The organism is Klebsiella sp. Sb-30 (assembly GCF_057652795.1).
Genome location: NZ_CM172749.1, coordinates 3,493,269 through 3,505,281 on the forward strand (window position 1 = coordinate 3,493,269; position 12,013 = coordinate 3,505,281).

Consider the following 12,013-nt stretch of genomic DNA (forward strand, 5'->3'; position numbering starts at 1 on the left):
GGTGGGATATGATCTACATCAATTTCCCTTCTATAATGCTTTGTTAGTATCTCACCGCCAACTTTTATAAAGAGAGAGTTAGTGTGAAAGCTGACAACCCTTTTGATCTTTTACTCCCTGCAGCCATGGCGAAAGTCGCCGAAGAAGCAGGTGTCTACAAAGCGACAAAGCACCCGATGAAGACGTTTTATCTGGCGATTACCGCTGGTGTTTTCATTTCCATTGCTTTTGTCTTCTATATTACGGCGACAACCGGCACTGCCGCGATGCCTTTCGGAATTGCTAAACTGATCGGGGGGATCTGCTTTTCACTCGGCCTGATTCTTTGCGTCATCTGCGGTGCCGACCTGTTTACCTCCACCGTACTTATCGTCGTGGCGAAAGCCAGCGGACGAATTACCTGGGGTCAACTGGCAAGAAACTGGCTCAACGTCTATGTTGGTAACCTGATAGGTGCACTGCTGTTTGTATTGCTGATGTGGTTATCTGGCGAGTATATGACCGCCAACGGTGCATGGGGCCTGAACGTCCTGCAAACCGCCGACCACAAAATGCACCATACATTTATTGAAGCCGTGTGTCTGGGTATCCTGGCTAACCTGATGGTCTGTCTGGCGGTGTGGATGAGCTACTCCGGTCGCAGCCTGATGGATAAAGCCATGATTATGGTTTTACCGGTGGCGATGTTTGTTGCCAGCGGCTTTGAGCACAGTATCGCTAACATGTTTATGATCCCGCTGGGTATCGTAATTCGCGACTTTGCAACCCCGGAATTCTGGACCGCTATTGGTTCTGCTCCGGAAAATTTCTCTCACCTGACCGTGATGAACTTCATTACTGATAACCTGATTCCGGTAACTATCGGGAACATTATCGGCGGTGGTCTGCTGGTTGGGTTGACATACTGGGTCATTTACCTGCGTGGCGACGACCATCACTAAGGGCCGTTTCAGGCAGTAAATAAAAAATCCACTTAAGAAGGTAGGTGTTACATGTCCGAGCTTAATGAAAAGTTAGCCACAGCCTGGGAAGGTTTCGCGAAAGGTGACTGGCAGAAAGAAGTCAACGTACGTGACTTTATCCAGAAAAACTATACCCCGTATGAAGGCGACGAGTCCTTCCTGGCTGGCGCAACTGAAGCGACAACCAAGCTGTGGGACAACGTTATGGAAGGTGTTAAACAGGAAAACCGCACTCACGCGCCTGTTGACTTCGACACTTCCCTTGCATCCACCATCACGTCTCATGACGCGGGCTACATCAACAAAGCTCTTGAGAAAATCGTTGGTCTGCAGACTGAAAAGCCTCTGAAACGTGCGATTATCCCGTTCGGCGGCATCAAAATGGTTGAAGGTTCCTGCAAAGCGTACGATCGCGAACTGGACCCGATGCTGAAAAAAATCTTCACCGAATACCGTAAAACCCATAACCAGGGTGTATTCGATGTGTACACCAAAGACATTCTGAACTGCCGTAAGTCTGGCGTTCTGACTGGTCTGCCGGATGCGTATGGCCGTGGCCGTATCATCGGTGACTACCGTCGCGTTGCGCTGTACGGTATCGACTTCCTGATGAAAGACAAATACGCACAGTTCCTGTCTCTGCAGTCTGACCTGGAAAACGGCGTAAACCTGGAAGCGACTATCCGTCTGCGTGAAGAGATCTCTGAACAGCACCGCGCTCTGGGTCAGATCAAAGAAATGGCAGCGAAATACGGCTGCGATATCTCAGGTCCGGCAACCAACGCGCAGGAAGCTATCCAGTGGACCTACTTCGGCTACCTGGCCGCGGTTAAGTCTCAGAACGGTGCAGCAATGTCCTTCGGTCGCGTATCCACCTTCCTGGATGCTTACATCGAACGTGACCTGAAAGCAGGCAAAATCACTGAACAAGACGCTCAGGAAATGATTGACCACCTGGTCATGAAATTGCGTATGGTTCGCTTCCTGCGTACTCCGGAATATGATGAACTGTTCTCCGGCGACCCGATTTGGGCAACTGAATCCATCGGTGGTATGGGCGTTGACGGCCGTACCCTGGTCACCAAAAACAGCTTCCGCTTCCTGAACACCCTGTACACCATGGGTCCGTCTCCGGAACCGAACATCACCGTTCTGTGGTCTGAAAAACTGCCGCTGAACTTCAAGAAATTCGCCGCTAAAGTGTCTATCGATACCTCTTCTCTGCAGTACGAGAACGATGACCTGATGCGTCCGGACTTCAACAACGACGACTACGCTATCGCATGCTGCGTAAGCCCGATGGTTGTTGGTAAGCAAATGCAGTTCTTCGGTGCTCGTGCTAACCTCGCGAAAACTATGCTGTACGCTATCAACGGCGGCGTTGATGAAAAACTGAAAATGCAGGTTGGTCCGAAATCTGAACCAATCAAAGGCGACGTTCTGAACTTCGACGAAGTGATGGAGCGTATGGATCACTTCATGGACTGGCTGGCTAAGCAGTATGTCACCGCCCTGAACATTATCCATTACATGCACGACAAGTACAGCTACGAAGCCTCTCTGATGGCGCTGCACGACCGTGACGTCATTCGTACCATGGCATGCGGTATTGCTGGCCTGTCCGTTGCGGCTGACTCCCTGTCTGCTATCAAATATGCGAAAGTTAAACCGATTCGTGACGAAGACGGCCTGGCCGTTGACTTCGAAATCGAAGGTGAATACCCGCAGTTCGGTAACAACGATTCTCGCGTTGATGACATGGCGGTTGACCTGGTAGAACGTTTCATGAAGAAAATTCAGAAACTCACTACCTATCGTAACGCTATCCCGACTCAGTCCGTTCTGACCATCACCTCTAACGTGGTTTATGGTAAGAAAACAGGTAATACCCCTGACGGTCGTCGTGCTGGCGCGCCGTTCGGACCAGGTGCTAACCCAATGCACGGCCGTGACCAGAAAGGTGCTGTTGCCTCTCTGACCTCCGTTGCTAAACTGCCGTTTGCTTACGCGAAAGATGGTATTTCTTACACCTTCTCTATCGTGCCGAACGCGCTGGGTAAAGACGACGAAGTGCGTAAAACCAACCTTGCAGGCCTGATGGATGGTTACTTCCACCACGAAGCGTCAATCGAGGGCGGTCAGCACCTCAACGTCAACGTCATGAACCGCGAAATGCTGCTCGACGCGATGGAAAACCCGGAAAAATATCCGCAGCTGACCATCCGTGTATCTGGCTATGCAGTACGTTTTAACTCCCTGACTAAAGAACAGCAGCAGGACGTTATCACTCGTACCTTCACTCAGACCATGTAATGGTTGTGACTGAAATCGCGATTTAAAAAGCGTACAATAAAGGCTCCACGTAAGTGGGGCCTTTTTAGCACCTCTCGTACTACAGTCTCTTTTGCCCGCTATCTATACTGCATGGATAACAGCCAAAACAGACTTAACACAGCCGGTTTGAGCTGTGCATCACAGGCCCCGGACGGGCCGAATCTGGAGATATCACCGCAATGTCAACTATTGGTCGTATTCACTCCTTTGAATCCTGCGGCACCGTCGATGGCCCCGGGATCCGCTTTATCACCTTCTTCCAGGGCTGCCTGATGCGCTGCCTGTATTGCCACAACCGTGACACCTGGGATACCCACGGCGGCACCGAAGTCACCGTCGAAAGCCTGATGAAAGAGGTTGTAACCTATCGCCACTTTATGAACGCTTCCGGCGGCGGCGTGACCGCGTCCGGCGGTGAGGCCATTTTGCAGGCCGAGTTCGTGCGCGACTGGTTCCGCGCCTGCCGCAAAGAAGGCATTCATACCTGCCTCGATACCAACGGCTTTGTTCGTCGCTACGACCCGGTTATTGACGAGCTGCTTGAAGTGACCGATCTGGTCATGCTCGACCTCAAACAGATGAATGATGAGATCCATCAGAATCTGGTTGGCGTGTCTAACCACCGTACGCTGGAGTTTGCCCGCTACTTATCGAATAAAAACATCAAAGTCTGGATTCGTTACGTGGTGGTTCCCGGCTGGTCTGACGATGATGATTCCGCGCACCGCCTCGGCGAGTTTACCCGCGATATGGGCAATGTCGAAAAAATCGAACTGCTGCCCTATCACGAGTTAGGCAAGCACAAATGGGTAGCGATGGGTGAAGAGTACAAGCTGGATGGCGTACATCCGCCTAAGAAAGAGACCATGGATCGGGTCAAAGGCATTCTCGAGCAGTATGGCCATAAGGTCATGTACTAAGCCGACGGACGGCGTGGCCGGCTAAGCAGAATTTTCCCCGGATAGCGACGCAGAACGTCTTATCCGGGTGGAAAACGCTTCGGCAAGCATTACGACATAAAGTATTGCGACAGCTTATTCGCCACGCTTTCAATCGAGAAAATGCGTTTCTGATGCGCCTTACGATATTCCGCATAGCGCTCATCCTGCTCCTCCAGCGCGCGAAGCATTCGATCGGCAACCATCATTGCCCCCGCAATTTCGGCAAATCCTGATTCACCTTCTCCCTGTAAAGCCACCGCGGCCTGCAGGTTCCAGTCCGATAAACGGGCCAGCGGCGTAAACGTGCCGCGGGTCAGCGACAATATTTTCACCCCCTGCTGCTTCGCCAGCGTCAAAGCCTGGATCATATCCGCCGAGGCCTGTTCGGTATGCACGACGATAATTCCCGTCTTTTGCCGATCGGTTGCTATCGGGATCGCCGCCGGATAAGAGCGATCGACGAAGCTGGCAACTTTGCCCATGTTGATTAAATTCATTTGCAGAAACAGGGCAACGGGCACCGCCGTACCCACCGCATAAATAGCGATGTTATTCAGCGCATTCAGCCACACCGCTGCGCTTTGCAGCTCCTGAGCATCGATAATGGTATTGCTATCGCGAATGCTCGCCAGCACCGGCGCAATATCGTCGTCATCGCCGGCTTCCGGGCGGGCAGCCCCCTGCTCAACCGCCAGCGCCGTTCTGAAATCGGAGAAACCTTTAAATCCAAACGCCCGACAAAAACGGGTGATGCTGCCCTCGCTGGTGTCAACAGAGTCGGCCAGTTCTGAAATCGTATGCCGCATCACAAAATCAGGATTTTCCGCAATAAAACGGCCCACTTTCTCCAGTATCGGGCTGAGTTCTGAAGACCCATTTCGTATGTTTATCAACAGGTTGTTATCTATCTGGCTCATTTTTTGCCTTTCTTGCTCAAAATGCAAACACAGTCACATCTTTCGTTTCGCGCTAAAGATAATAATTATTATCTCACACAAACAAATAAAAATAATTATTTTTACAAACAGGAGAACATCTCATGAAAGGTCTCATCGTCTGTCGCACCGGTATGGGCAGTTCCTTAATGCTCAAAATAAAAGCACAAAAAATCATCGATAAACACGGCTGGGATATCGAGCTGGAACACGACGTCCTCTCCGGGTTACGAACCTGGCGAGATATTGATTTCGTGATCACGATGCGCGATCTCACCGAGGAAGTCGAAGCTGCCGGATTTAACGCTATCGGTATCACCGACCTGATGAACAGTGAAGAAATGGAATCAGCGCTTATCCGCGTAATCCAGCACAACTAACCTCTCCCGGAGGCAATATGGATTTCCTCAGATTTATTGTATTCGACATTCTGGGCGTCACCCCACTTTTAGTTGGTTTTATCGCATTAATTGGCTTATTGATCCAACGAAAGCCCATTGAAAAAGTGCTCTCCGGGACTTTCAAAACCATTGTCGGCTTTCTGGTTTTTGCCGGCGGTGCCGGGCTGGCCGTGACCTCTCTCGGCAATTTTCAGACATTATTTAGCGATGGCTTTGGTCTGAAAGGCGTGATGCCGCTGGCGGAAGCGCTGACCGGGCTGGCGCAAACTAAATTCGCGATGTGCGTCTCGCTGATTATGGTGATTGGTTTTGGCTGGAACCTGTTCTTTGCCCGCGTGACCCCTTTCAAATACATCTTTCTCACCGGACAGCATAATCTCTATCTCTCGGCCCTGCTGACCGTCACCTTGAAAGCGCTCGGCTATAGCGACATGACCACCATTATTGTCGGTTCAATCCTGCTGGGGCTGGCCGCCTGTCTGTACCCGGCAATTGCCCAGCCGTGGATGAGAAAAATCACCGGTAATGATGAAATTGCGATGGGGCACTACGTGACGCTGGCCTACGCGGCATCCGGATGGATCGGTTCAAAGGTGGGCGATCCTAAACAGTCGACCGAAAAGCTGAACCTGCCCGGCTGGCTGGGGATCTTTAAAGATTACATCGTCTCCGTATCAATCTCGGTCAGTATTTTCTATTACATTGCGGCGCTCGCCGCCGGGAAAGCGGCGGTCACGGCGGCGGCTGGCGGAATGCACTGGCTGGTTTACCCTCTGTTCCAGTCGCTCACTTTCACCGCGTCTCTGTACATCATCATTACCGGGGTACGCCTGCTGCTGTCTGAAATTGTCCCGGCCTTCCTCGGCATTTCGGAGAAATTCATTCCCAACGCCAAACCCGCCCTCGATTGCCCGGTCGTTTTCCCGTATGCGCCAACCGCCACGGTACTGGGATTTATCTCTTCATTTGTTGGCGGGCTGGTGGTGATGGGCTTTCTGGCGATCCTCGGGCAAACCGTCATTATTCCGGTGGCGATCCCCTACTTCTTTATCGGCGCCACCGCAGCGGTATTTGGTAACGCTTCGGGCGGCTGGAAAGGAGCTATCGCCGGCAGCTTCGTCACCGGGATCCTGATCGGCATCGGTCCTGCGTTGATCTACCCCATCATGGAGTCCGTCGGCCTGTCGGGAACCAGCTTCCCGGAAACCGACTTTGTCGCCCTGGGCCTGGTTGTGTACTACATCGGCAAAATGCTGCCATAAGAAGGAAACCACATGAACATTGATGAACTGAAGTCCCATGCGCTCGCCGCTCGCCGCGATATTGTCACGATGATTTATGAGTCCGGCATTGGCCACCCGGGCGGCGCCTTATCGATAATCGATATCCTCACCTGGATCTATTATCAGGAGGTTGACCTGGCGGCCTCGCCCCGCGCGCGCGTCGTTATGAGCAAAGGGCACGCCGTTGCCGCACAGTACGCCATGCTTTACCAAAAAGGGAAAATCGATCGCAGCGAGTTCAATACCTTCCGCCAGATCAATTCGCGCCTGCAGGGACACCCCAGCATAAAATCGCTGCCGGATGTCGATGCGACGACCGGTTTGCTCGGCCAGGGGCTATCCGTCGCCTTCGGTATGGCGGCCGCTAAAAAGCGCCGCGACGAGCCTCATCGGGTATTTGCCATCATCGGCGATGGCGAAATGCACGAAGGGCAAATCTGGGAAACCTTACAGCAGGCCGGGCATATGAAAATGGATAATCTGGTCGCGATTATCGATTACAACGGCTTCTCTTCTCACGATCCGGTCAATGAGGTGGTTAATCTCGAGCCGCTGGCGGATAAGATCCGCAGCTTCGGCTGGCACGTGCTGGAGCTGCATAACGGTAATGATATGCACCAGGTGGCCGACACCCTGATGCTCTCCCGCCATCTGAAAGGCAAGCCGGTAGCCATCGTTGCCCATACCACCAAGGGATCCGGCGTCAGCTATATGGAAAATAACGGCGACTGGCACTCAAAAACCCCGACCAACGAACAATACCAGCAGGCAATGGAGGAGTTACAGTGATGAAAGCACCGCGTGATGAGATCGGTAATGCACTGATTGCCCTGAAAGAAAAAGGCTACCCCATCGTCGCTATCGATAGTGACTTAGCCAGTTCAACCCGCACCGACCAGTTTCAGGCGCGCTACCCGGAGGCCTTCTTCGAAATGGGGATCGCGGAAGGTTCAGCGATGAGTTTTGCCGTGGGTCAGGCGCTTGAGGGCTATATCCCCTTCTATGTCAATTTTGCGATGTTTGTGACGGGGACGGCATGGACCCAGCTGCGACAGGCCTGCTACGCCAAAGCCAACGTCAAGCTGGTGGGTAGCCATCCGGGGATGGATGACGGCCCGGACGGCGCCTCGCACCACGCGCTGGAGGATCTTGCCCTGACCCGCGTGCTGCCGGGCCTGACGATCCTGACGCCGGCCGATGCCGAAGAAATAGCCGACGCCTTTGAGCAGGCGGCAAAAATCAAAGGCCCGGTTTATATCCGCGTGGCGCGTGAACCGATGCCGGTGCGCGATAAGAGCGTGATACCCCGGGTCACCGATATCGCGGCTATCGCCAGCAGCGGCAACGAGTTCGCCATTCTCTTTGAGGGCACGGTGCTGGAACAGGCCAGCGAAGGCTATGAAAAGCTGGTTGCCAGCGGCAAGAAAGGCAAGCTCATCCACGTGGCGACGCTCAAACCGTTTAACCAGCAGGAGTTTTATGCGCTGGTAGCAGACTGTCCGCAGATCGCCACGCTGGAGAATCACACGGTAAACGGCGGCCTTGGCGGCCAGGTAGCCGAAGCGATGGCCCAGGCGGCCCATCCGGCGCGCCTGACGCGCCTGGGAACGCAGGATACCTTCACCGAGTCGGGCAACAGCCGGCAGCTCAAAGCAAAATACGGCATCTCCGGCGAGGCGCTGTATAACGCGCTTCGCTGACCGTCGCACGAGCCGGTCGCCCACTGACCGGCTCGCTATTTGAGGAGCCGACATGGATGAAAAATTATTTGCCGCTTGTCAGTACACCGAGCGTGGTCTGGACTGGCGCGGCGCGATTAAGCTGGCCTGCCGTCCGCTGGCGCAGCAGGGGAAAATCAGCGCCGGCTATGCGGATGCCATCATCAGCGCCACCGAGAAAAATGGCCCCTGGTACATACTCACTCCGGAATTTGCCCTCCCGCACGCCCGCCCGGATGAAGGGGTTCTGAGCCCGCACAGCGTGCTCTCACTGGTTTGCTGCGCCGAAGCCGTGGCGTTTCCCGATCACCCTGATGTACGGCTGATTATCGTCCTGGCCGCGGCCGATAGCGAACAGCATATTCAGACGATCCAGCGATTAGTCTGCTGGCTGGATGAGGGGGATCGGCTGCATCGGCTCACCAGGGTGGAGCATCAGAGCCAGCTTGATGCGCTCGTCGCTGGCGGTAAATAAATCAAAGGGGACAACGTCCCCTTTGATTATCACCGTAGCGAAGGCCGGAAGAAAAATTACGCGTGCGCCACCGGCGTCGGATGATGACCGGCTTTACGCAGCAGCGTCAGCAGATAAATAAACGACACGCTGGCAATCATGATAAATAGCAGGTTGTCGGAAAAGTTCTGCATCAGCATGGCGGTGAAGGTTGGCCCGAGCAGGCTGCCGACGGTATAGCTCATCAACAGCGCCTGGTTCATGGCGACCAGCTGATGGCGCTCGACTTTCTCACAGGCCCAGGCCATTGCCACCGGGTACAGCGTGAAGCCCGATGCGCCAAGGATAAACAGCGCCGGAGCCATTGCCGCGCCGCTAAGCATTGCCAGGCAGCCTAAAATCACCACAAAAACCTGAACGCGCAACACCAGCAAGCGACCATAGCGGTCGGCCATACGGCCGATCGGCCACTGGCCCAAAATACCTGCGCTGACCATAACCGCCATCCAGAAACCAATGCCGGAGTCACTGACGCCCTGATGGTTCAACCACAGCGGCATCAATCCATACAGCGACCCAAGAACAATCCCGGAGATAATGCAGCCGTTCACGCCATGGCGGGCCTGACGCAGCCTGAGCATTGGCCAGATCCGCGCCGGCTCATGCTGTTCATCACTTTGATTCACGACGCGGGTAAACAGCAGCGGCAGAATCGCCGCCAGCGTCAGCGCGGTCACCCACGGCAGCACGCTCATTAGATCCGTCGGCAGTTTGCTGACCATCAGCTGACCCAGCACGGTTCCCACATAGTAAACCATCATATAGGCGGCCAGCAGACGACCGCGGCTACGCGACGTTCCGCTGCAAACCAGCGCGCTTTCGACCACTACCCAAATCATCGCGCAGCCGACGCCGGCGAGAAAGCGCCAGCTGAACCAGGTCCAGAAACCGAGGGTAATACCAAGTCCGACGCAGCCCACCGCAAAGATCAGCGACGCAAGATAATAGCTACGGTTAAATCCCAGACGCTTAATCACCCATCCGGCCAGCAGCGTCCCGACCAGGTTACCGGTGAAATAGGACGAGCCCACCATTCCGACCTGCCAGGTTGGCATATTTTCATGGGCGAGCCAAAGCGGGACGAGGGTATTTAAAACCGCAATCGCCAGCGTCAACAGAAGCAGGCCGCAGAGCAACATTTGCACCGGCCGGGTGTAGATGGACATGGATATAACCGTGAGGAAGTTTAGATTTCGTGCGCATCATGCCACCGCTAAAAACATTGTCAATCCACCAGAAATCAGGCGGGACGCGGTTTCACGGGCAACGATAGAAGTTTTTCATCCAGCGGAGCGACAACAGAATTATTCTTTATATTATTCCATTGTTTTTATTAATTTATTGAAAATAAACGGCGGGAATATCAGTAGAAAAATTTCATGAATCAACAGCACTTTTTTGTTGCGCCAGAACCGGGGGTTCTGGCGCAACAGCTTATCAGCTGGCGATAGCCATGCCGACCGTCATATGCAGACCGTAGAAGATGCCACGCCCTACCATCTCGCCGACCAGTACCAGCACCAATGCCAGGCTTAACAGCGGCACAGCGGGCTGATAGCCTTTGAGCAGCGGAACAACCCAGCATGCCAGAGCCAGCACCAGCGCAACCACACGCCAGGCCATCAGTGAGCCATAATCCGGCACCAGCGCGGAGGCCTGCTGAATAGAGCTGTGGATCATCGGCAGCTCGCTGCCTTGCATCAGGGCCACAATAACGCTGGCCACCAGCGCCAGCAGCGTGACCACCGGCAACAGACGCATCGCCCAACCGTCAACGCCCGCCACGCGCAGCAGTAGATAGCCCAGCAGCGGGCCGCCGAGAAACAGCGTCAGGAAGAAGCTCAGCGGCGTCCAGACGGTATACCAGGTCGGTACGGTATCAATGGTGTTATACACCCGCACCATCATCCAGACGAAGAGAATACCCAGCACCATCGTCGCGACCAGCCAGAGGCTGCGCAGCCCGGCCGGCAGCTTCTTCACCACCGCCAGCAGCCAGCCAATTCCGCCGACGGCGAAAAAGAGGGCTCCGCTGGCAATTTCGTTACTTAACGACGACGCACCAATCCGGTTAAGCGAGTTAAAAGCCCGCATCGGCGATCCCAGGTGCATCGTTGAGGCGATAAACCCAATCCCCATCAGCACCCACAAGCCAAACATGCTCAGCACTACGCGCTGCTGCTGCTCATTCGACAAACCGCCTTTCATCAGCGCCAGTGCCAGGACGATAAAACCGCCCGCCACACATTGTCCAAAGACCGTGAAGATCATCAGCGGCCATTCATGCCATCCACTTCCCATCTCACACCTCCTTCGGGTTGGCCAGATAGCCGGTTGTATCACCGCACGGACGACTATTGGCGTTCGGTTTGATGACAATACTGGGTTTGGTAAAGTGCGCGGATGGCAGCGGCGCAACCGCAGCCAGTTCGCCGTGTTTCTTACGCAGTTCTTCGATCGGGCCAAAGTCCAGCGCGCGCAGCGGGCAGGATTCGACGCAAATCGGTTTTTTACCCTCGGCAACGCGCTGGTAGCAGCCATCACACTTGGTCATATGCCCTTTCGCCGCATTATACTGCGGCGCACCGTACGGGCAGGCCATATGGCAATAGCGACAGCCGATGCACACATCTTCATCAACCACGACAAAACCGTCATCGCGTTTATGCATAGCGCCGCTCGGGCACACTTTGGTACAGGCCGGGTTTTCGCAATGGTTACAGGCGATGGATAAGTAATAGGCAAAGACGTTCTGATGCCAGACGCCGTTATCCTCCTGCCAGTCACCGCCCGCATATTCATAAATGCGGCGGAAGCTAACGTCCGGCGTTAAGTTCTTGAAGTCTTTACAGGCCAGCTCGCAGGTTTTACAACCGGTACAACGAGCAGAATCGATAAAAAATCCGTATTGAGTTGTCATCGGTT

At 54.2% G+C, this 12,013-nt stretch carries 12 protein-coding genes; 8 read left to right on the plus strand and 4 right to left on the minus strand.

What is annotated here, in order from left to right; all coding sequences use genetic code 11:
- Nucleotides 1–83 precede the first annotated feature (83 nt).
- The 3 genes from focA (at nt 84) to pflA (ending at nt 4,216) form a co-directional block, all read left to right on the plus strand.
- Entirely contained in the window at nt 84–941 is an 858-nt protein-coding gene (gene focA, locus AC236I_RS16355) for a formate transporter FocA (protein WP_004860063.1), read from the plus strand.
- A 51-nt stretch (nt 942–992) separates the two neighbouring features.
- Nucleotides 993–3,275: a formate C-acetyltransferase gene (pflB, locus tag AC236I_RS16360; protein ID WP_004860061.1), complete on the plus strand. Its 2,283-nt coding sequence runs from the start codon at nt 993–995 to the stop codon at nt 3,273–3,275.
- A 200-nt stretch (nt 3,276–3,475) separates the two neighbouring features.
- A complete protein-coding gene (pflA, locus tag AC236I_RS16365; protein WP_004860059.1) occupies nt 3,476–4,216 on the plus strand; it encodes a pyruvate formate lyase 1-activating protein in 741 nt (246 codons plus the stop codon).
- 89 nt (nt 4,217–4,305) lie between these two features.
- Here the strand turns inward: pflA and AC236I_RS16370 are convergent, their stop codons facing one another.
- Nucleotides 4,306–5,154: a MurR/RpiR family transcriptional regulator gene (locus AC236I_RS16370; RefSeq protein ID WP_015584797.1), complete on the minus strand. Its 849-nt coding sequence runs from the start codon at nt 5,152–5,154 to the stop codon at nt 4,306–4,308.
- A 122-nt stretch (nt 5,155–5,276) separates the two neighbouring features.
- On the opposite strand from AC236I_RS16370, the gene AC236I_RS16375 reads away from it, so the two are divergent.
- From AC236I_RS16375 to AC236I_RS16395, 5 genes are read left to right on the plus strand one after another with little or no spacing between them, the layout of a single operon-like run.
- Nucleotides 5,277–5,552, plus strand: coding sequence for a PTS sugar transporter subunit IIB (locus AC236I_RS16375; RefSeq protein WP_015584798.1), 276 nt, complete (start codon nt 5,277–5,279; stop codon nt 5,550–5,552).
- Between the two features lie 17 nt (nt 5,553–5,569).
- A complete protein-coding gene (gene ulaA, locus AC236I_RS16380) occupies nt 5,570–6,835 on the plus strand; it encodes a PTS ascorbate transporter subunit IIC (protein ID WP_015584799.1) in 1,266 nt (421 codons plus the stop codon).
- Between the two features lie 12 nt (nt 6,836–6,847).
- Complete coding sequence (locus tag AC236I_RS16385; protein WP_044352287.1) at nt 6,848–7,645, plus strand: transketolase; 798 nt, start codon at nt 6,848–6,850, stop codon at nt 7,643–7,645.
- Nucleotides 7,645–8,556, plus strand: coding sequence for a transketolase family protein (locus AC236I_RS16390; RefSeq protein ID WP_032716977.1), 912 nt, complete (start codon nt 7,645–7,647; stop codon nt 8,554–8,556). Before AC236I_RS16385 ends, AC236I_RS16390 begins: the two co-directional genes overlap by 1 nt.
- A 52-nt stretch (nt 8,557–8,608) precedes the next feature.
- Nucleotides 8,609–9,049, plus strand: a complete 441-nt coding sequence (locus AC236I_RS16395) for a PTS sugar transporter subunit IIA (protein WP_004860048.1) — start codon at nt 8,609–8,611, stop codon at nt 9,047–9,049.
- 56 nt (nt 9,050–9,105) lie between these two features.
- Here the strand turns inward: AC236I_RS16395 and AC236I_RS16400 are convergent, their stop codons facing one another.
- The 3 genes from AC236I_RS16400 to AC236I_RS16410 all read right to left on the minus strand — a co-directional run bounded on the left by AC236I_RS16400 (nt 9,106) and on the right by AC236I_RS16410 (nt 12,008).
- Entirely contained in the window at nt 9,106–10,254 is a 1,149-nt protein-coding gene (locus AC236I_RS16400) for an MFS transporter (RefSeq protein ID WP_015584800.1), read from the minus strand.
- 271 nt (nt 10,255–10,525) lie between these two features.
- Nucleotides 10,526–11,389 carry a dimethyl sulfoxide reductase anchor subunit family protein gene (locus AC236I_RS16405; RefSeq protein ID WP_004860046.1) on the minus strand — a complete coding sequence of 288 codons (864 nt, stop codon included), beginning with the start codon at nt 11,387–11,389 and terminating at the stop codon, nt 10,526–10,528.
- Nucleotide 11,390: 1 nt separating this feature from the next.
- Entirely contained in the window at nt 11,391–12,008 is a 618-nt protein-coding gene (locus tag AC236I_RS16410; RefSeq protein ID WP_487608549.1) for a DMSO/selenate family reductase complex B subunit, read from the minus strand.
- Nucleotides 12,009–12,013 lie beyond the last annotated feature (5 nt).

Excerpts from the sequence above, each read along its gene's own strand:
- pflB (WP_004860061.1), top strand. The coding sequence starts at position 993 with ATGTCCGAGCTTAATGAAAAGTTAGCCACAGCCTGGGAAGGTTTCGCG.
- pflA (WP_004860059.1), top strand. The coding sequence starts at position 3,476 with ATGTCAACTATTGGTCGTATTCACTCCTTTGAATCCTGCGGCACCGTC.
- AC236I_RS16370 (WP_015584797.1), bottom strand. The coding sequence starts at position 5,154 with ATGAGCCAGATAGATAACAACCTGTTGATAAACATACGAAATGGGTCT.
- AC236I_RS16375 (WP_015584798.1), top strand. The coding sequence starts at position 5,277 with ATGAAAGGTCTCATCGTCTGTCGCACCGGTATGGGCAGTTCCTTAATG.
- ulaA (WP_015584799.1), top strand. The coding sequence starts at position 5,570 with ATGGATTTCCTCAGATTTATTGTATTCGACATTCTGGGCGTCACCCCA.
- AC236I_RS16385 (WP_044352287.1), top strand. The coding sequence starts at position 6,848 with ATGAACATTGATGAACTGAAGTCCCATGCGCTCGCCGCTCGCCGCGAT.
- AC236I_RS16390 (WP_032716977.1), top strand. The coding sequence starts at position 7,645 with ATGAAAGCACCGCGTGATGAGATCGGTAATGCACTGATTGCCCTGAAA.
- AC236I_RS16395 (WP_004860048.1), top strand. The coding sequence starts at position 8,609 with ATGGATGAAAAATTATTTGCCGCTTGTCAGTACACCGAGCGTGGTCTG.
- AC236I_RS16400 (WP_015584800.1), bottom strand. The coding sequence starts at position 10,254 with ATGTCCATCTACACCCGGCCGGTGCAAATGTTGCTCTGCGGCCTGCTT.
- AC236I_RS16405 (WP_004860046.1), bottom strand. The coding sequence starts at position 11,389 with ATGGGAAGTGGATGGCATGAATGGCCGCTGATGATCTTCACGGTCTTT.
- AC236I_RS16410 (WP_487608549.1), bottom strand. The coding sequence starts at position 12,008 with ATGACAACTCAATACGGATTTTTTATCGATTCTGCTCGTTGTACCGGT.